The 18,940-nt window shown below is 54.6% G+C and carries 16 protein-coding genes; 9 read left to right on the plus strand and 7 right to left on the minus strand.

Translation table 11 applies throughout. From position 1 onward, the window contains the following. Positions 1-465: 465 nt before the first annotated feature. The 3 genes from ACH518_RS13495 to ACH518_RS13505 all read left to right on the plus strand — a co-directional run bounded on the left by ACH518_RS13495 (position 466) and on the right by ACH518_RS13505 (position 2,487). Positions 466-921 (plus strand): hypothetical protein, encoded by a 456-nt coding sequence (locus ACH518_RS13495; RefSeq protein ID WP_140911557.1) that lies wholly within the window; start codon positions 466-468, stop codon positions 919-921. Between the two features lie 487 nt (positions 922-1,408). Beyond that, positions 1,409-1,870 carry an amine oxidase gene (locus ACH518_RS13500; protein ID WP_445370458.1) on the plus strand — a complete coding sequence of 154 codons (462 nt, stop codon included), beginning with the start codon at positions 1,409-1,411 and terminating at the stop codon, positions 1,868-1,870. After that, positions 1,867-2,487, plus strand: a complete 621-nt coding sequence (locus ACH518_RS13505; protein WP_445372997.1) for a glutathione S-transferase family protein — start codon at positions 1,867-1,869, stop codon at positions 2,485-2,487. The genes ACH518_RS13500 and ACH518_RS13505 overlap by 4 nt, the downstream gene beginning before the upstream one ends. 310 nt (positions 2,488-2,797) lie before the next feature. Here the strand turns inward: ACH518_RS13505 and ACH518_RS13510 are convergent, their stop codons facing one another. Genes ACH518_RS13510 through ACH518_RS13520 form a run of 3 tightly spaced genes read right to left on the minus strand, consistent with a single transcriptional unit; the run spans position 2,798 to position 6,597 of the window. Beyond that, complete coding sequence (locus tag ACH518_RS13510; RefSeq protein ID WP_445370459.1) at positions 2,798-3,763, minus strand: GNAT family N-acetyltransferase; 966 nt, start codon at positions 3,761-3,763, stop codon at positions 2,798-2,800. Positions 3,764-3,802: 39 nt separating this feature from the next. After that, positions 3,803-4,801, minus strand: coding sequence for an HD domain-containing phosphohydrolase (locus ACH518_RS13515; protein ID WP_445370460.1), 999 nt, complete (start codon positions 4,799-4,801; stop codon positions 3,803-3,805). 23 nt (positions 4,802-4,824) lie between these two features. Beyond that, on the minus strand, positions 4,825-6,597 hold the full coding sequence (locus ACH518_RS13520) for an ATP-binding protein (protein ID WP_445370461.1): 1,773 nt from the start codon (positions 6,595-6,597) through the stop codon (positions 4,825-4,827). Positions 6,598-6,978: 381 nt separating this feature from the next. Here ACH518_RS13520 and ACH518_RS13525 point away from each other — a divergent pair, with 381 nt between their 5' ends. The 3 genes from ACH518_RS13525 to ACH518_RS13535 all read left to right on the plus strand — a co-directional run bounded on the left by ACH518_RS13525 (position 6,979) and on the right by ACH518_RS13535 (position 11,363). Then, positions 6,979-8,877 (plus strand): GspE/PulE family protein, encoded by a 1,899-nt coding sequence (locus ACH518_RS13525; RefSeq protein WP_445370462.1) that lies wholly within the window; start codon positions 6,979-6,981, stop codon positions 8,875-8,877. Between the two features lie 18 nt (positions 8,878-8,895). Further along, positions 8,896-9,732, plus strand: coding sequence for an HDOD domain-containing protein (locus tag ACH518_RS13530; protein WP_445370463.1), 837 nt, complete (start codon positions 8,896-8,898; stop codon positions 9,730-9,732). Between the two features lie 101 nt (positions 9,733-9,833). Further along, a complete protein-coding gene (locus ACH518_RS13535; RefSeq protein ID WP_445370464.1) occupies positions 9,834-11,363 on the plus strand; it encodes a hypothetical protein in 1,530 nt (509 codons plus the stop codon). 116 nt (positions 11,364-11,479) lie between these two features. Here the strand turns inward: ACH518_RS13535 and gpmI are convergent, their stop codons facing one another. Further along, entirely contained in the window at positions 11,480-13,123 is a 1,644-nt protein-coding gene (gene gpmI / locus ACH518_RS13540; RefSeq protein ID WP_445370465.1) for a 2,3-bisphosphoglycerate-independent phosphoglycerate mutase, read from the minus strand. A 432-nt stretch (positions 13,124-13,555) separates the two neighbouring features. On the opposite strand from gpmI, the gene ACH518_RS13545 reads away from it, so the two are divergent. Both ACH518_RS13545 and ACH518_RS13550 read left to right on the plus strand, forming a co-directional pair. Continuing rightward, positions 13,556-13,885: an REP-associated tyrosine transposase gene (locus ACH518_RS13545; RefSeq protein WP_445370466.1), complete on the plus strand. Its 330-nt coding sequence runs from the start codon at positions 13,556-13,558 to the stop codon at positions 13,883-13,885. An 80-nt stretch (positions 13,886-13,965) separates the two neighbouring features. Continuing rightward, positions 13,966-14,352 carry a DUF7830 domain-containing protein gene (locus tag ACH518_RS13550; protein ID WP_445370467.1) on the plus strand — a complete coding sequence of 129 codons (387 nt, stop codon included), beginning with the start codon at positions 13,966-13,968 and terminating at the stop codon, positions 14,350-14,352. On the opposite strand, the gene ACH518_RS13555 is transcribed toward ACH518_RS13550, so the two are convergent. Continuing rightward, on the minus strand, positions 14,342-15,376 hold the full coding sequence (locus ACH518_RS13555; protein ID WP_445370157.1) for an IS30 family transposase: 1,035 nt from the start codon (positions 15,374-15,376) through the stop codon (positions 14,342-14,344). The genes ACH518_RS13550 and ACH518_RS13555 overlap by 11 nt on opposite strands. Between ACH518_RS13555 and ACH518_RS13560 the strand changes: the two genes are divergently transcribed. Further along, positions 15,377-16,429: a DUF6035 family protein gene (locus ACH518_RS13560; protein WP_445370468.1), complete on the plus strand. Its 1,053-nt coding sequence runs from the start codon at positions 15,377-15,379 to the stop codon at positions 16,427-16,429. Positions 16,430-16,588: 159 nt separating this feature from the next. Here the strand turns inward: ACH518_RS13560 and ACH518_RS13565 are convergent, their stop codons facing one another. Next, on the minus strand, positions 16,589-17,170 hold the full coding sequence (locus ACH518_RS13565) for an ANTAR domain-containing response regulator (RefSeq protein WP_140911546.1): 582 nt from the start codon (positions 17,168-17,170) through the stop codon (positions 16,589-16,591). A gap of 2 nt (positions 17,171-17,172) precedes the next feature. Further along, positions 17,173-18,651 (minus strand): MFS transporter, encoded by a 1,479-nt coding sequence (locus ACH518_RS13570; protein WP_445370469.1) that lies wholly within the window; start codon positions 18,649-18,651, stop codon positions 17,173-17,175. Positions 18,652-18,940: the final 289 nt, after the last annotated feature.

Raw genomic sequence — 18,940 nt, forward strand, 5'->3', positions numbered from 1 at the left:
TCACAACACGCTGGTCCGTTGGGTGAATCAAAAATCCCGCCCATCCTTCGAATCTCAGGACGAACGGGCTCTATTTCGGCTCAACTGCTTTTTCTAGGTTTAACGTTTCGTGACCTATCCGCTACGTTCGATTTGCCGACGGGCACAGCCAAGCCGAGTAATTCCGGCTACAGAGCGTTGGGGTTTAACCGGGTACGCCTTACCGGCGCACAATGCAAAGCCGACAAATTGTCGTGTCCGGACCTGCAAAACCCGATGGGTGCGGGCCATTATCGGGCTGCCAATGCCGGATTTGCGCTAAGGATGATGGCTAAATCCTTGTTTTTAAAAATATCCTGAAAGCGGCAATCCCGCTGCCCGGCTTACCGAGAATTGGCCGCGAATTTGCTTGCAGTGTCGATGTCCGGGAATGCCGTTGCCCGCCTTCCCGTAGGTTTCGTTCAACTGTAATTGGAGAAAGGCAAAATGTTCGAGCACAAAGCATTAGATGGCCAGTGGAACCGGGTGGTGCCGGCGACCGAGAGTTTCGTTAACGGCGAGATTCTGGAATGCCGCGACAACGTCGGCGACGAACCGGGAAAAATCAGCCGGCGCCAGTATGCGGTGATCGGGGACCGTCTGGTGGAGCGCTGCCTGCCGCCGGAAGCGATCGGCGATTTTTGGAGTCACGATGTTGCCCAATTGTCGTGGTGGGGATCGGTCATGAATCCGCCGCATTGCGGACTGCTGGCCGATTTCAACACCCAGTATGGCGGCTTGCACCGCAGGGATCTCGATGTCGGTCACAACGTGGTCGGTTACGCCGCCGCCGGCGAGGAAATCACCTTGGGCAAAGCCGGTTATGCGGTAAAGCGCGCCAGCGATAGCGCCGAGTTGGTTGCGGCGTCTATGCTGGAATTACGCAAGCTGTATTACGCCTGAGGCAGCGGCCGCCAGGGCCGGCGTTGCCGATCCGGTTACCGGTCAGCGGACAAAATTCGGCATTCGCGCAGACAATCCAGGATTCAGCATAGTGGTTGCAAAACGGGGCTAAAGAATCGCAAAGGCCAAGCAGCCTTCGCGCCTAGCTCCAAGTACATGCAATGTTTGGAGGAGCGGCGGTGTTTGGCGTCGCCGCGAAGTCTTACGAATAGCGGGATTATCTGGACTTAGGCTGATTTTGGTTTGCAGCCGACGTTTTGCTATGTCGCAAACCCCGCAACTCTTAGGGATATGTAGGATCTGCAATGCGGCTTGTGTCGGATCGGCAGTAGCGGGAAGCGATCTGCGTATACTGTAAACGGACGTAGGCGATTGATTTTATTTCAGATATTTTTCAGTCGGCGGTTGCGGTCAGGGCCGGTCGCGGCCCTTGCAAACTGGTCCGTATCTTGTTTGTCAGTTCGGTAAACTCGGAACGGATCCCACCATGGAAACCCAATTGAACGCCAAGCCTTTGCAAGACTTCGCTTGTTTTATCGCCGAAGCCAAACCGCTCTTGCAGCGCCAATATCAACAGCGCTTGGCTGCCGATTTGGCGAGCCAACAGTGGCAGGGTTGCTTCCAGCGGAATCTGGTGGCGGTGCTGGCGGCATTTTATCCACAGGCCTTGCAACAGCTGAAAGCGCTGCCGTTCGACGCCAGCCAGGTCGGGGTCGAAAACGGTATGAGCGAACTCACCGGCCAAGTCTTGACCGCATTTGCCGGATTTAGCGACGAGTTGATTTTGTTCGCGGTCGATAAACACCGCACTTCCTGCGCGCTGTCGAATTTTGCGGAAGAACATAAACCGGACCGGGATTACCTGAATGCGACGCGTCGGGAGATTGCCGGTTTATGGAAAACTTTCGCGCTCGATTTGAACCGGCATTTTCTGGAGGGCCAATGCTGAAACTGTACATGACGCCCGGTTCCTGTTCGACCGGTATCCATATTTTGTTGGAAGAACTGGACTTGGTGTTCGAAGCGCAAATCGTCAATCTGCTGGCCGGAGACCAGCACAAGCCCGAGTTTTTGGCGATTAACCCGAAAGCGACGATCCCGGTTTTGGTTAAAGACGACGGTTCGGCCATCACCGAATTCCAGGCCATCGCCTATTGGCTGGCGCGAACTTACCCCAAAGCAGGGCTATTGGCGACCGGTCCGGATCAGGCTGCGCAAGCGATCGAATTGATGGATTATGTGGTTGCTACGATTCACGTCCAGGGTTTCCAGCGCTTATTCGTGCCGGAGAAATTTGGGACCGATTCTGCCCAGTACGACCAAGTCAAACGGCAGGGGACGGCTATCGTCAATCAGGCTCTGGCTTTGGTGGCGCGGGCTTTGCCGGAGCAGGGCTATGCCGTGGGCGGTTTCGGCATTGCCGACGCCGCGCTGTTTTATGTGGAATTCTGGGCCGACCGATCGGATATCGAGTTGCCGGTGCGTTGTCGGCAGCATTATCAGCTGATGTTGACTCGCCCGGCCGTCAGGCGGGTTTTGATGGAAGAAGGGTACCGTCCCGGCTGAAGCGCCGCAGGTTGCTGCCGAGATTCGGCCGGGCGCAAAAAAAGCCTCTATCAGGCAGCGATAGAGGCCGTAGAGTGCGCGGTGCAGGAGTTCACCGCTGTGAGCGAGGGAACGTTAGCGGGATTGGCCGGGTGCGGCTGGTGCCGTTTCGAACCGAATTGCGCTAACGACGGTTTCACTATAGCCCGGCTGGATCAATTTACAATATGTGCTTGAATGCATTGTTTATTTCGCGAGAGAAAACAATTATGGGCTGGAATTCGCCGGGCTTTGTTGTTTTAATTGCGAGATTAAGTGACTTGTCGGCTTCCTAAAGTGCCAAGGCGCGGAACTCGCTGCAAATCCGCGCCCTTTGCCATACCCGTTCGAATTCCTCGCTCAATTGCCGGTTTTGCGCCGGTAAATTCGGGCTCCAGTGTCCGTCGTAGCGGTCGCTCTGCAATTGAAACAAATAACCGCCGTTGTCGTTGGCGATGAATGCCGGCCTAAAATTCAAATCCTCGGCTTCGACCGCTGCCCTGATCGCAATATAAGACGGCAAACGTTGCGCCAAATCGATTAAAGGAAGTTGTTGGCCGCGAATCGCTTCCGGTTCCTGAACGATGATGCGGACTTCGGCGCCGCGCTGGTTACGCAACGCGAATTGTTTCAAGGCTTCTACCAGCGGTTTTTGGCTGTAGAGCCGCGAATCCAGGTTGCGGCTGTAGATGCAGAGCAGGCGGCGGGCTTGCTGGACCAAAGCCAAGGCTGCTTCCGCCGCCGCTTCCGGCGTTTGCAGGCGTATGGCGGGTACGCTTGGTTCAGGCGCGTCCTCACTCTGGCGGGACATCGGCGCCGGCGCGGCAATGGTCAGACGGATTGCGGTATGCGGAATCCCGGCTTCGAGGAACTCGGCGCCGACGGTTTGGAAACCGTAGCGCCGGTAAAACCCCAGCGCTGCGGTTTGGGCGTGGGCGGTGACTTCGCTTAGCCCCAAATTGCCGGCCAGTTCGATCAAGCCGCGCAATAGCGATTCGCCAACCTTTTGCCGGCGCCATGCCGGCAGTACCGCCATTCGGCCGATTCTGCCGGTCGGCGACAGACGGCCGCAACCGATGGGCCGCCGCTCGGCGTCGCGGGCAATCAGATGCCGGCAATCCCGGTCCAAATCGTCGAATTCGATTTCCGGCGCAATACCTTGCTCGACGACGAACACTTCGGTTCTGAGGTAATGCAGGTCGGGAAAGTCAGCGGCATAATTGGCGGGTTCCAGATAGAAACTCGGGATGTTCATCATGTGAATCGATATTTGCGGTTGGACTGGTGGCTGCGCCGTTCAAGCCGGCAGTTGGTAATGCTTTTCTTGGAACAGAGTCAGACAGGCATCGACCGCAGCGGCGTCGTATAGCGTGTTGCGGTGCTCGGCAATCTCCCGTAAAGCGGCGGCTATGCCCAGGCCGGGCCGGTAAGGGCGGTGGGAAATCATCGCTTCGACCACATCGGCGATAGCCAGAATCTTGGCTTCCGGCAGAATGTCCGCCCCGGCCTTGCCCTGCGGATAGCCCGATCCGTCCAACCGTTCGTGGTGTTGCAATACGGTCTGGGCGATCGGCCAGGGAAAATCGATCGATTTCAGGATTTCGTAACCGGTTTGCGGGTGGAGTTTGATCAGACCGTACTCCAGTTCGTCCAGCTTTCCCGGTTTGCATAAAATTTCGGCCGGCACTTTGATTTTGCCGATGTCGTGAACCACCCCGGCCAGGCTCAGGCCTTCGATTAAATCCGGGCCGAGTCCCATTTGTTGGGCGATTGCCGACGCCAGATGAGCCGTGCGGCGTTGATGGCCGGCCGTGTATGGATCGCGCATTTCCACCGTCGATGCGATCGCGGTGACGAACGACAGCATATTGGCTTTCAATTCCGCGGTGCGTTCGTTGACCAGAGATTCCAGGCCGTTTCGCAAGCGCGCCATTTCCAGATGGGTGCGGACCCGGACCAACAACTCCTCCCGCTGGTAGGGTTTGGTAATAAAATCGACGGCGCCCAATTTAAAGCCGTCGACTTTTTCGTTGATCTCCGATAACGCCGTAACGAAGATGACCGGCACGCTGCGGGTTTGCGGGTAGGCTTTCAAGCGGCGGCATACCTCGAAGCCGTCCATGTCCGGCATGCGCACGTCGAGCAGGATCAATTCCGGCGGATTGAGCAACGCCGACTGCAAAGCCAGTTCGCCATTGATGGCCGAGCGGATCTCGTAGCCCTCCGACTGCAACAGTTGGGTCAACAATTTTAGGGAGTCCGGGGTGTCGTCGACGGCGAGGATTTTTCCGTTCACTGGCGTAGTTGTCCAGAGCAGCTTTACAGATATTTAAGAATAGCTGGATAGTCGAAGTTGTCGACCAATAGCGCCAGGGTTTTTTGTAGCGGCCGATCTACGCCGCCGATGCGTTCCAAGACTTCGGCTATGCGCGCTTGTTCCAGGCTTTCCAGTGCCGTTTTCAAGTCTTTCCGCAATGGTTCCGGCAGGGCGGCAATCATCGCCGGGTCCAAGCTTGCGTCCTGGGCAGCGGCGGTTTCCGTCCGGTAAACGAATTCGACGCCGAGGTGTTTGGCCAGACAGGCGTAAATTTCTTCGGCCCGGTAGGGTTTGCGGATGAAGTCGTCCATACCGGCTTGCAGCATTTCCTCGCGCTGCTCCATAAACGCGGAGGCGGTGACCGCGACAATCTTGACCCGATCGCCGCCTGGCAACTGCCGGATGGCTTGGGTGGCTTGCATGCCGTCCATGTGCGGCATACGCCGATCCATCCAGATCAAGTGCGGTTGCCAGGATTCGAACACTGCCACGCCTTGCGCGCCGTCTTTGGCTACCTGGATTTGCATGCCGATATCGGTCATCAGCCGGCCGAGTAGCAGCTGATTTTCCAGTTGATCCTCGACGATCAAAATCCGATATTGCGGTTGGCCGGGGGCCAGGCCGGTCACTTCGCCGAGGCTATCCGCTGCGCTGGCACGGACCTCCGGCTCCGCCAACTCCGGCAGCGGTAAATCGATACGGAACAACGAACCCTTGCCGACACTACTTTCCAGCGTCAGCTGTCCGCCCATCAGTTGCACGAACTGGCGGGTAATGGTCAAGCCCAAGCCGGTACCTTTACTGTCGCCCTGGTCGCCGAGTTGCACGAAGGGCTCGAAGATGTGCTCCCGCTCACTGTCGGCGATACCGGGACCGGTATCTTCCACTTCGATCCTTAGATGGCTGTGGTTGTTTTGTTGTGTGCCCAGACGCAGTGTGACGCCGCCTTGCTGGGTAAATTTCAAGGCGTTACCGAGCAGATTGATCAACACTTGGCGCAGACGCGCCTCGTCGCCGCAAACGAAGCGCGGAAATTCCGAAGTTTGGTCGATTAACAATTGCAAACCCTTGTCCCGCGCCCGCATCGACATCATGTCGCTGACGTCGCGGATCATGGCGCCGAGATCGAAGCGGCTACGTTCCAATTGCAGCCGGCCGGACTCGATTTTTGCCATTTCCAGTACGTCGTTGATCAAGCTCAACAAATGTTCGCCGCTGCGGTTGATGATGGCCAGATTGTGGTGTTGGCTGGCCGGGAGCTGCGGATCTTTTTGCATCAGGCTGGAAAAACCGAGAATGGCATTCAGCGGTGTGCGCAGTTCGTGGCTCATGTTAGCCAAAAACACGCTTTTGGCTTTGTTGGCGGCTTCGGCCTGATCGCGGGCGCGCTGCAATTCCGCCGGGCTTGGCAATTTCAGCGCGCGCGGTATGACCCACCAGATCGCGAAAGAGGTGGCGATGCCCACCAGGGCGGATACGGCTTTGACATAGGCATCCAGCCAGTAAAGCGGAATCCAGACCGTCACCACCGATAACAGATGGGTGGCGGCGCAGGTCAGAATGAAGGTGATAAAAAAGCCGAGGTACAGCCAACGGTAGGACAAGTCTTTCCGTTTCCAAACGAAGTAGGCGATGCCGATCGGATAGGTAAAATAGGCCAAAGCCATAATCGCATCGGAAGTCACCATCAGCCAGAGCAGGCCCGGACTCCAGGCCAGGCAGTACCCGTGCGGCATAAAATCCTTGGTCCCGAAAAATTCGGCAATGCTTTGCATGATGACGACCTCCTCTGGCGAAAGCGGGTTTGTGCTGGAGTCCGTGGTTGGCGGACTGGAGTGGCAGAATATTGCCTAATCAATTATAAAGACAGCGAGTTACTGGTGTCGCGGTGTTCCTGGCGGCCGGGCTTATAAGCTAGAGCCAAAAATACCCTCTAGGGCGCGTAAAGTGTTGTTTTCGAATGGGACGGTGCCGGGCTCATCGGCAAGCGCTTGGCGGTCGTAAAATTTACGCGGGTTTGTAACAATATAACGCTGTATTGGACCGTCGAAATCTAGTAACTTAGTATTAAAGCCTGCGGCTCGCCGCATGGAAAGCGGAATCCGTCCCGTGTCTATTGCGCACGGACTCCGATCGGTCTTCAGTTCAAGGTGAGAATGAAATCCCGCGACGTTAGCTCTGCCGATTCCGGCACTCAATTCATCGATTCCTTCCTCCAACTTTTAGTCGAGCAGGACGTGCTTGACGGCGCCAAATTGAAATATGCGCAACGCGTGCAGGGCAAGCTGGAATCCCCCAAGCCGATTCTGGTGGTGTTGTGCGATTTGGGTTACGTCACCCATGCGCAGTTGGTCGAGGTGTTCCGCAGTCATCCGTTAAAAGTCAAATTGGGCTTGTTTCTGGTCGAATTCGGTTTTATCAGCGATAGCGATTTGCAACTGGCTTTGGCCCAACAACAGCAGGCAGGCGGAGGCAAACGCCTGGGCGAAATCCTGGTGGAGCGCAATCTGATTTCCGAATCGAGAATGCTGGAGGTTCTGGCCGATCTGATGGGTATATCCGTGATCGACCTCAGCCTCGCCAACGTCGATCAGAGTCTGATGACCAAACAGATGCTGAAGTCGGCGAACAAGCACTGCTTTCTGCCGATCGAAAAACAAGTCGACGGCGTGTTGGTCGCGTTCGGCGACCCCATGGATCAAACCGCGATCGCAACGGCACGACACGTGCTTGGTGCCGAGGTGATTCCGGCAGTGGGCCGTTATTCCCAGATCATGCGTTTTTTGCTGAACTACGAACGTAATGCCCGGGAGGAGAAAGCCGCCTTCGGAGAGCAGTCTGCCGTTGCCTCGGTCAATGAAATTTTCGAGGATGCAATCCGCCAAGCGGCCAGCGATATCCACATCGAGCCGTTGGAGCATAAGTTGCGCGTCCGTTTTCGGATCGACGGCCTGATGGTGCACTATCGGGATTTTCCGGTTGCAATGGCCCAGGCCATGATCAGCCGGATCAAGGTCATGGCCGGCGCCGATATCGCCGAAAAGCGCCGGCATCAGGACGGCCGGGTATTGTTCGAGCAGGTCGCCACCCATCATGTGATCGACATGCGGGCGTCGTTTTTCAGTACCATCAACGGCGAGAAGATCGTACTGCGCTTGTTGAACCGCAAAACCGAATTGCTGGATATTCATGAAGTGGGGATGGCGCCGCTGATGTTGGAGCGGTTCCTGCTGGATTCGCTGGATGTCCCGACCGGCGTGATTATCATTACCGGGCCGACCGGTTCGGGCAAAACCACGACCCTATACAGTGCGGTCGACTATTTGAACGGTCCGGAAGTCAGTATCGTTTCGGCCGAAGACCCGGTGGAATACGTGATCGATGGCGTTGCCCAGTGCTCGATCAACCCGAAAATCAATTTGACCTACGAAGAAACCCTGCGCCATATCGTGCGCCAGGATCCGGATATCATCGTACTCGGCGAGATCCGCGACCGATTCTCGGCCGATACGGCAATTCAGGCCGCGCTGACCGGCCACAAAGTATTGACCACATTCCATACCGAGGACAGTATCGGCGGCCTGTTGCGTCTGTTGAACATGGAGATCGAGGCGTTTCTGATCTCGTCGACCGTGGTCTCGGTGGTTGCCCAGCGTTTGTTGCGCCGAGTCTGTAAGCATTGCGCAGAACCGTTCCAGCCCGATCCGGCCCTGCTCCGACGGCTGAATTTGACGGCGGACGACGTGATCGGTGCCCATTTTCTGTTGGGCAAGGGCTGCGATAAATGCCGTTTTACCGGTTACTCCGGGCGGGTTTGCGTGTTCGAGTTGTTGTCGATGAATGAGTCGGTCAAGGATGCGATCTTACAACGCAAGACGTCCTACGAAATCCGCCGCGTCAGTCTGGAGACCGCCGGTTTGGTGACTTTAGTCGAAGACGGGCTGGTCAAGGCCGCGGCCGGAATTACTTCACTGCAAGAAGTGATCCGCAACCTGCCGCGCTTCGGCAAGCCCCGTCCCCTTTACGAGCTGCGCCGTTTGCTGGGCAGTCGCTGATTTAATCAACTAACTAACATGAGCGAAAAATCATTAACGGATATGATCGATGAATCCATCGCCAGCGGCGCCGGTGCGCTGCCGGTGTTCCCGCGCGCGGTAACGGAATTGCGGCAGGCCTTGCAAGACGAAAACCGTTCGCTGGATAACATCGCCAAACAATTGGCAATGGACGCCAGCTTGGCCAGCCAGATCCTGCGGGTAGCGAATTCGTCGTTTTATGCCGGCCTGAGTTCGGTCAACACCGTCAAAGACGCAGTCGTGCGTCTGGGCTTGCCGCGTATCGTCCAGATTGCCACCCTGGTAATGCAAAAGGGCATGTTCAGCGCGCGGGACTCTGCGACTGAAAAATACATGGCCAAGCTGTGGCAGCATAGCGTGGCGGTGGCGTTGGGCGCGGAATGGCTGGCGAAACGGCTGTCCTTCCATGCGATCGCCGAAGAGGCCTTCATGGCCGGCCTGTTTCACGACATCGGCGAATTGCTGCTATTGCGCTGCCTGGATGATTTGCGGGCTCAGGATCCCAAACTGAATTTGCCGGAGGATTTGCAGCTCGAATTGCTGATTCGCCAGCACGAAGCCAGAGGCGCCTGGCTGCTGCGGTCCTGGAATCTGCCCGAAACCTATTGTAACGTCGCCGAGTCCCATCATCGGCCGGTTACCGAGGATACCGGTACCGTCGAATTGGTGGTGCGGATAGCCGACATGGTGGCGTACAAGCTGGGTATTGCCTCCCAACCCCAACCGGACTTGGTGGTCTCCAGTAGCGAAGAAGCGGCCCGGCTCGGTTTGTCGGAAATCGCACTGGCCGAGCTGGAAATTGCTTTGGAAGATTCGTTGGCCTTGTCGGCCTGAGCTGTCGATACGGTCGCTAATTGCGGCGGCTTTGCATTAGAATGCGCGACAGGCCGCGTGCTTGGGCGCGGACTTCCTTTCTCTACCAACCCGTAGGAACAATGACCATCGAATTTCTGATTAATTTTGCGATTCAGTTGCTGGGCGCCGCGGCAGCCGCGGTGCTGGCCTACCGTTCGTTTCAAAAGCGCCGGATCCAGCTTGGCGCGGAACCGACTCTGCCGCAATACTTCATTCGTCGCAGCACCTACTGGACCGGAATCGGTTTGTACTGTGCCTTGATGGCGGCGTTGTTTTGTTTGTTGACCTGGCAATGGCTGCCGCTGGAGCCGTTGGTGACCTTGGTCGTCAGCCATTTGCGGGCCGGCAGCCTGGTCGAGCTGTTGTACGGTTTGGACGGCAACAAGTTGCTGCCGCTGATCGCCGCCGGTGTCGTGCTGTTTTTGGTCGGTTGGGAAAGCGCGTTCAATCCGCTGCTGATTTTGCGCGATAGCATACACGATGCGTTTGCGATCCCGACCAAAGCGGTCGAGGTCTACAACGCCTTGATCAAATCCCGCCTGTCGGCGGTGGACGACAAAATCAAAGGCCAGATTGCCGACCGCCTGTTGGTGCAAAGCATCGACGCCGGCGATTTCGACAAAGCCGGCGCCACGGTCGAGTACAAATGGGCCCATAACAGCCTGTTGTTCGACCGAATTCAGCATTATGCCGACCAATCGTCTTACCGGCGGCTGTTCAGCGAACCGTCGCTGAAATGGGGCGAAATCTGCATTTCCTATAACGCGATGTCGGAAAAGGTCGCGGTATGGAAGGAGGCCGAGCCGCACTACACCAAGACCGTCAATCTATTGAAGGAACTGGACCGGCTCAGTGGGCTGCTGTGCCGGTTGCTGGCGGCGCTGGTGGTGTTCGGTAGCGCCAATGAGAACGAAATCTGGGCCACCGTGAAGGAACTGGGCGGTAACGTCCATGAGGCGCGGCTGAAGCATACTTATAAATACCTGCTGATTTTTGCAGCCGCAACCACTTTCGGCGTGATTTTGGGGCGCGAGGTCTCGGTAGCGTTGCACAACGTGTTTTTGTTTCCGGACAAGCCGCTGTCGCACTTCAGTTACACCACGTTGCGCTGGATTGCCTATTCGATCGCGATTTACGTGTTGCCGATCGCCCTGGTGTTCGTATTGCGCAGCGTCGCTTTCCGCCACCAGCAGGAGCCGGCCGACCGCTACTACGGCTTTTATATGGCGATGATGTTCGTCGGCTTCGTGGTCAGCACCTCGATATCCACTTTCATCCTGGAGCTGACGTTCTACCATCGCGGCGACTTCAATTTCCTGGACAGTTTCCTCGACCATGCCCGGTGGGGGATCATGCCGGCGTTGATCAGCGGCTTCGTCGCCTACCGGATGGATGCGCCGGCCAGCGACGCCGAAACCCTGAGCCAAATCGCCATAGCCGCCGGATTGCGCTTTCTGGCCTGGGGCGGTATCGCCGTGATCTTCATGCTCTATGCGACCGACGATCTGGCGTTGGAAAAACTGAATCTGCGCTTTACCTTGGTCGGCACAGCCTTCTTCGTCACCGGCTTGCTGGGCGCCGCGACCCGATTCAAGACGGCAAGCGACTAATCAGCAAAAAGGGCCGGAATTCCGGCCCTTTTCATTTGCGCATTGCTAAGCTCGTCAGCCCGGAACGCTAAAGTTGCCGCTGCGGGAAACGACACCTCCCGCAGCGGTTACAGGGCTTATGCCGGCACGATCAAACTCGGATCGTAATCTTCCGGGGCTTCGTAGCCCAGCAGATTCAATACCGTCGCGGCGATGTTGGACAGGCCCGGCGCCGCCAAGTCGTCGCGTAGTTTGTAGGCCGGATCGGCTTCGCCGGAGACCAGTACCAACGGCACCGGGTTCAGCGTGTGCGAAGTTTTGGCCTTGGTGCGGCCTTCGGCGTCGCGGGTGACGTTGCCTTTCTTGTCCAGTTCGTACATTTCGTCGGCGTTGCCATGGTCGGCAGTAATCAATGCTACGCCGCCGGCCTGCAGAATCACCGGAATCAAGCGCGCCAGTTGCAGATCCAGGCCTTGCATCGCGGTCACCGCTGCTTCGAAGTTGCCGGTGTGGCCGACCATGTCGCCGTTGGCATAATTGACGCGCAGGTATTTGTATTGGCCGCCTTGAATGGCTTCGATCAGCGCATCGGTAATCTCCGCGCATTTCATCCAGGGACGTTGCTCGAACGGTACTACGTCGCTGAGGATCTCGACGTAAGTTTCCAGCGCATCGTCGAACTTGCCGGAGCGGTTGCCGTTCCAGAAATAGGTGACGTGGCCGTATTTTTGGGTTTCGCTGATCGCGTATTGAGACACGCCGTTTTTGGCCAGGTATTCGCCCATGGTTCTATCGATGGCCGGTGGTTCGACCAAAAAGCGCGGCGGCAATTTGGTGTCGCCGTCGTATTGCATCATGCCGCCATAGGTCACTTTCGGCAGCGGACCGCGCTGAAACGGCGCGAAGTTTTCTTCGGTGAAGGCGCGGGAAATCTCGATGGCGCGGTCGCCGCGGAAGTTATAAAACACCACCGCATCGCCGTCGACGATTTTGCCCAGCGGCTGGCCGTCTTTGGCAATCACGAAACCCGGCAAGTCCTGGTCGATGACTTTCAGTTCGCTGCGATAGGTTTCGATCGCTTCATGGGCGCTGGCAAACTGGCGGCCTTCGCCTTTGACGTGGATGTCCCAGCCGCGTTGCACCATGCTCCAATCGGCTTCGTAGCGGTCCATCGTGATTTTCATGCGGCCGCCGCCGGAGGCGATGGCAACGTCGAAATTAGCGTCGCTTAAGTCCTCCAGATACGCTTCGAACGGATCGACGTAATCCAGCGCAGAGGTTTCACCGACGTCGCGGCCGTCGAGCAGAATGTGCAGCCGCACTTTAGACACGCCTTCCTGTTTGGCGCGATCGATCATCGCTTTTAAATGGTCGATATGCGAGTGTACGTTGCCGTCGGAAAACAAGCCCAAAAAGTGCAGGGTGCCGCCTTGCTTGGCGGCGGCAACCACTTCGTGCCAGGCGTGGCCTTGCCACAGGTGGCCGCTGGCGATCGACTCGGCCACCAGTTTGGCGCCTTGGGCGAACACCCGGCCGGCGCCGATGGCATTATGGCCGACCTCGCTATTGCCCATGTCCTCGTCGCTGGGCATGCCGACAGCCTTGCCGTGCGCCAGCAATTTGGTCATCGGAAAGTTGGCCATCAGCTGGTCCAGCATCGGCGTGCGCGCGGCTTTGACGGCATCGCCGTCGTCGCGCGGCGAAATGCCGACGCCGTCCAGAACGATCGTAACGACCGGGCCTTGGCAAGGGGAGAAGCGGGAAGATTTTGCTAGTTTCATACTGTTGTCGGATCGATGGAAAAAAGAAACCGTTGGAATAGGGCACCCGACTGTCTGTCGGATCAACCCGTCGCTGAACGATACGGCTCGCCAGCAAATAAGCCGGATATGTTAACTCCGATGGCAGCATCAAGGAAATCGGGATGGCGGCAAAGACCAAAGGCTGACCAGTTGGCGTGGATGCGGGTTAGGGGCGTTGGTGAGAATGTAACCCCGTGTTGTGCTGATGGCGGCTGAGGTGATTGACGTTTTCGACCACTAAGCGAAAGTTGGTTGAGATTTCCAATGCCGCTATAGATCATCAGCCGAATCTGAGTTTGTGGACGTAGGCTGGGTTGAATGATAATGAAACCCAGCTTGTAACGGAAACACTGATGCGTAGGTACATTCGTAGTCATTTAAAAGGCGGTGCATATTTCTTTACCGTCAATCTTGCGCAAAGACACCAATGGGAATGATCGCTGGGTTTCACGTTGTTCAACCCAGCCTACGGCCCTGATAAAGAACGAATTCGTTTTCGACAGTCGATTGCGGAAAAACGAACGTGGGGTATGGCAACGGCGATATTGGGAGCACCAAATCCGGGATGAATCGGATTATCAGCGGCATTTGGATTATATTCATTACAATCCGGTGAAACATGGTTATGTCGATAAAGCAGTGGATTGGCGTTATTCTTCCATCCACCGCTGGATTAAATTAGGGGTTTACACCGAAAATTGGGCTGCTGTGCCGGACTTAATCGAACAAAACAGGGAATGATCGCGGGGTTTCACGTTGTTCAACCCAGCCTACGGACCTACCCAGTCTTCGGCCCTATAAATATTTAGCGAACCAATTCTATGCAGCATGTAGAGTTAAAACGGACAATCATTGATCTTCTGAATCTTGATACGGAAAAACCAGAGTCAGCACTTGTTTTGATTTCCTTATACGATGATGAATCTAATTTTAAACTTCGACGGTTAATCGAAGAACGTATACAAGCTAATAATCCATTGTATGCGTGCAACTCATGTGGTCAACCAGTGGTCTTTCGTTGCCATCGGCTACAACATAATGGTAAACACACCTTTTACTTCAAGCACCTTTCTTCTTTTGGTGATTGTCCTATAAAGACCGATTCAACACATACGAAGGAAGAAATTCGCTGTATGCAGTACAACGGGGCAAAGGAAAGTCTTGGCGGATTCAAAAGTGAAGTGCAACACCTCGATATTAATGAATGAGAGTTGACTGTTGCGAGCTGTTCAGCAGCAATTCCCTGTAAACAGCGAGCGGACAGCGTACCCCAAGACCTTTCCGGGGTCGAGAGTTGATTTGATCGGCAATGGCATCGAGTTGTTGTTGCGTGTAACCGGACAGATCAGTGCCCTTGGGCAAATACTGACGAACCAGGCCGTTCATATTTTCGTTGGAGCCGCGCTGCCAGGGGCTATGAGGATCGCAGAAGTACACGGCAATGCCGGTATTGGCCGAAAGCTGCTTGTGTAAAGCCATCTCGCGGCCTTGGTCATAAGTCATGCTCACCCGCATCGGTTGGGCAATGCTGTTGAGTTTGTCGGTAAAGGCTTGCAGTACGTTAGCGGCACTGGCGGGCTGCGGATGGGGTAGTTTGATCAACATCAGCAAGCGACTGGTACGTTCCACCAAGGTACCCACCGCGCTGGCATTACCCGCGCCTTTGATGAGATCGCCTTCCCAATGCCCTGGAAACTGGCGGTCTTCGATTTCAGGAGGCCGCAGGTGGATGCTGAGCATGTCCGGTATCTGACCTCGACGGTCTTGGCCCTTGCTGCGCGGCACCCGTTTGTTTTTGGCCTGGCGCAGACAGGCAATCAGGTCGCGCTTTAATTCGCCGACCGGTTGGGCATAGATGCAGTTGTAGATGGTTTCGTGTGACACGCGATACTCATGACCTTTGGGATAGAGAGCCGCCTGCGCCAGAGCAATCTGCTCCGGTGACCAGCCTTGCTGAAGGAAATATTTGACGACACCAAACAACACGCCATCGACATGCAGTTTCTGCCGAGGTCTGGATTGTCGCCGCCGACGTTGACAGGCCTGATGCGCTTGGACGCTGCCGTAATGACCGGATGCGCTATTACGACCCAGTTCTCGGCTGATGCAGCTGGCGGGACGTTTCAGCACCCGTGCTATGGCACGAACACCGTAGTTTTGTTGCTTCAGACTGCTGATCGTGACTCGCTCTTCAGGCTGAAGCTGTTGATAGCGCTTTGAGGTAATTTCCATGTGCATACCTTACTGGTGTTTTGGGTGTTGCACTTCACTTTTGAATCCGCCCTTGCTCATATTGAGTTAAAGCACTATCTAGCGGAACAATTGAGAAAGGATAGTCGCTTTACTGAAGTTAAGGTTGAAGAGGTTATTAAAGGAACAGGTTGTTGGTCGCGAAAATGGAAAAAACCGGATATCTCAGCACTATTTAATGGAAAGCCAGTAGTGTTTGAAATCCAACTTTCCACCACTTTTCTGGATGTTATTGTAAGTCGAGAAGTATTTTATCTAAATGAAGGGATGCCAATATTCTGGATATTCAAAAACTTGAACCCAGAGTCTTCCCGTGCAACTGAAAAAGACGTATTTTTTAACAACAAGTCAAACGCACTATCAATCAATGAACGATCCAAAGAACTATCGTTAAAAGAAGGACGGCTTGTTTTTACAGGGCATTTTAAAAAGCCGTACTTTGACTCGAAAACAAATGCCATTGAAGAAATTTGGGATGAAATTCCTGTCAAATTTGATGACATAAAGTTCGATCCGTTAACACATAAACCTTATTTTATTTCATTTGATGCTCAATACCATCAAGCTATTGAAAAACAACGAGAAGAAAAAATCCGAGAGCCTATAACTTTATTCGAAAATATAGTTTTACAGCATGCCCCTGATTATGAGTCCAGAAAGGAGTGCGCTTCTAAATTAGTAGCTATTGGTTTATATGATCAAGATGACTTTGATTGGAGTTTTTTGAAGTTTGTAAAGGCTTTATTATCGGTACGCGATGGTAAGGTTTATTTTCTGAATCAAGACGGGAAATGGGCATGGCTTACAAATTATGTATGGCAACATCACATAAATTATTGGGTGGTTTTCCTGTTCACTGTCAGTGAGTATAGAAGAAACGATACGGTTTTCAATTCCAGTAATTACAAATTGAACGACAAGCGTCGAGAATTCAAAGAGAATTGGAAGCATGATTCTAAATTTCAACAAGACAAAACATATTACCCGCTTCTTGCAGCTTTGCTTCCAGAATTAAGAGCCAAACTACTAAAATAAGGTTGTAAGCCAAGTAGGGTACCCTACATTTGGATTATTAGACCAATCAGGTAATTGACTGGACACAGATGGTTTGCCGCTATTGGTTGGCGTGCATTCTATGGCTGTAAATGGCCGAAAACGGCCTACTTCGTGACCTCAAACAATCACGAGTAGCCGCTATTTACCAAACAACTCCGCCATCGAAATTACATTCTTGGCCATTTCGCCGATCGGCATGTTGCGGTCCATCGCCAGCTTGCGCAGGGCGTGGTAGGCCTGGTCTTCGGTATAGCCTTGCGATTTGATCAAAATGGCTTTGGCCCGGTCCAGCAATTTGCGGTCTTCGAGCTGGGTTTTGGTTTTTTTCAGTTCTTCTTTCAAGGCATGCTGCTCCTTGAAGCGGGCGATGGCGATATCGACGATGGCCTTGATCCGTTTCGGCTCCAGGCCATCGACGATGTAGGCGCTGACGCCGGCTTTGATGACTTTGTTGATGGTGTCGGTTTGCTGGTCTTCGGCGAACATCACCACCGGTAACGAAAAACTCTGGTTGATTTCGACGATGGTCTGCAGGACCTCATCGGTTGGGGTATACAGGTTTAATACCACCACGTCGGGATGCAGGGTTTGCACGATCTGCAGCATGTTCAGCTCTTTCAGCCTGAGCGTGACCACCTCGCAACCGTGTTGCCGTAACGCCGCTTCCAGCAGGCGCTCGCTATCGAATTCGTCGACGACTAAAACGTTCAATCCGGCCATGGTTAATCCAATGCGATTTTCAGCAACGAGCCGTCAGGCATGATTTCGGTAATGTAGTTTTTCGGTTCTTCCAGGTAGTAGATCAGACCGAGTAGTAACAGGCAGCAGGCGCTAAGAATCAGGAAGAAGGCGGTCGCCGAGACGAAGGTCAGCAAAATCAAGAACACGATGGCGCCGGCATTGCCGTAAGCGCCGACGATGCCCGCCACCTCACCGGTGATCGCGCGTTTGACCAAGGGCACAAAGGCAAAAATTGCGCCTTCGGCCGCTTGCATGAAGATCGAACACACCAAGGTGACGACCACGGTAACGGCAATCGACCATTGCGGCGAAATGAAGGCCATCAGGAGGTAGCCGCCGGCCAAGCCGGCTGAAAATAGCGTTAGCGATAATTTACGACCGATCTTGTCGCTAAGCCAGCCGCCTGCGGGGCGGGCAATGACGTTGGTCACGACGAAACTGGAAGCCAGCAGGCCGGCATCCAGCATGCCCAGGCCTTGGGTTTGGTTGAAGGTTTTGTAAAAAAATATCGGCAGCATCGACAGTACCGCCAGTTTGGAACCGAAGGTCACCAAATAGGCAATGGCTAGAATGAAGACCTGTTTGTAGCGGTAATGGTGGATGCTGGCGATCGGCTGGCTGAGACGGTCGGCGTTGTTGTTGACCAATTGGTAGCAGTGAATCAGGAACAGCAGCCAAACCACGCTATGTAACATCAAGGTGTAGCCGGGCCTGATGACGGCGATTTCCGGCGTCGATAGCTTCCAGGCCAGCAGCGACATTGTGGTGTACAGCGGCGCCAGACTTAACATGTACAAAAACAAATCGCGAATGCTGGTGACTTCCATTGTTGCCGAGCGCCGGGTTTTCAAGGCGGCGATTTCGGGCGGGAAGTTTTCGACGCTAAAGTAGTAAATAACCGAATAGACCAGGGCGATGCCGCCGGTTAAAGCAATCGCCGTGCGCCAGCCGTGGTCGGCGCCGAAGTAAAATGCCAGTCCGGGCAGGAAGATCGCGGCGAACGCCGAGCCAAAATTGCCCCAGCCGGCGTAAATTCCTTCTGCGGTACCGACCTGGCTGGCCGGGAACCAATCGCCGATGATCCGCACCCCAACCACAAAACCGGCACCGATGAAACCAAGCAGGAAACGCGACCAAGCCAATTCGGCGAAATTGTCGGCGCTAGCAAACATGAAACAAGGGATGCTACATACCGCCAATAACACGCTATAGCTGATTTTGGCGCCGAACCGGTCTACCAGCATGCCGGTGATGACCCGCGCCGGAATAGTCAACGCCACGTTCAGCAAAAGCAGGATTTCGGCTTCAGTCTCGCTGATCCCGACATCTTGCTGAATCAAGACCAGCAGCGAGGCGTGGTTGAACCAGATGACGAAGCTGATGAAAAAAGCGATCCAACTCATATGCAGGACTTTAGCTTTGCCCTGCATACTCAGCAGTTTAAACGGGGTAAATGACATGCGAATTCCGGGGTTGTCGATTCGGTAACTGTTAGCAGCTAGTATGCCAGCCCTGGCGGATAGCTGGAGCGGCCGTTTTGATCGGCTGATTGCTTCAATTTGGTGCAAAACCGCGCCAAGCTCGCCTTATTTGGGTGCAATGTTTAGGGGTTTGCGCTAGATAAGATCAAGTAGTGCCATTTTATCAATGCTTTATGAGTTGGCATGTATTTTGTTTTCCAATTCGCAAGTCTTGTCTACAGGCTTACCCCCCCGTGTTAAATACTGGACAAAGGCGTCCTGCTCGAAC

The organism is Methylomonas sp. HW2-6, from assembly GCF_052474525.1.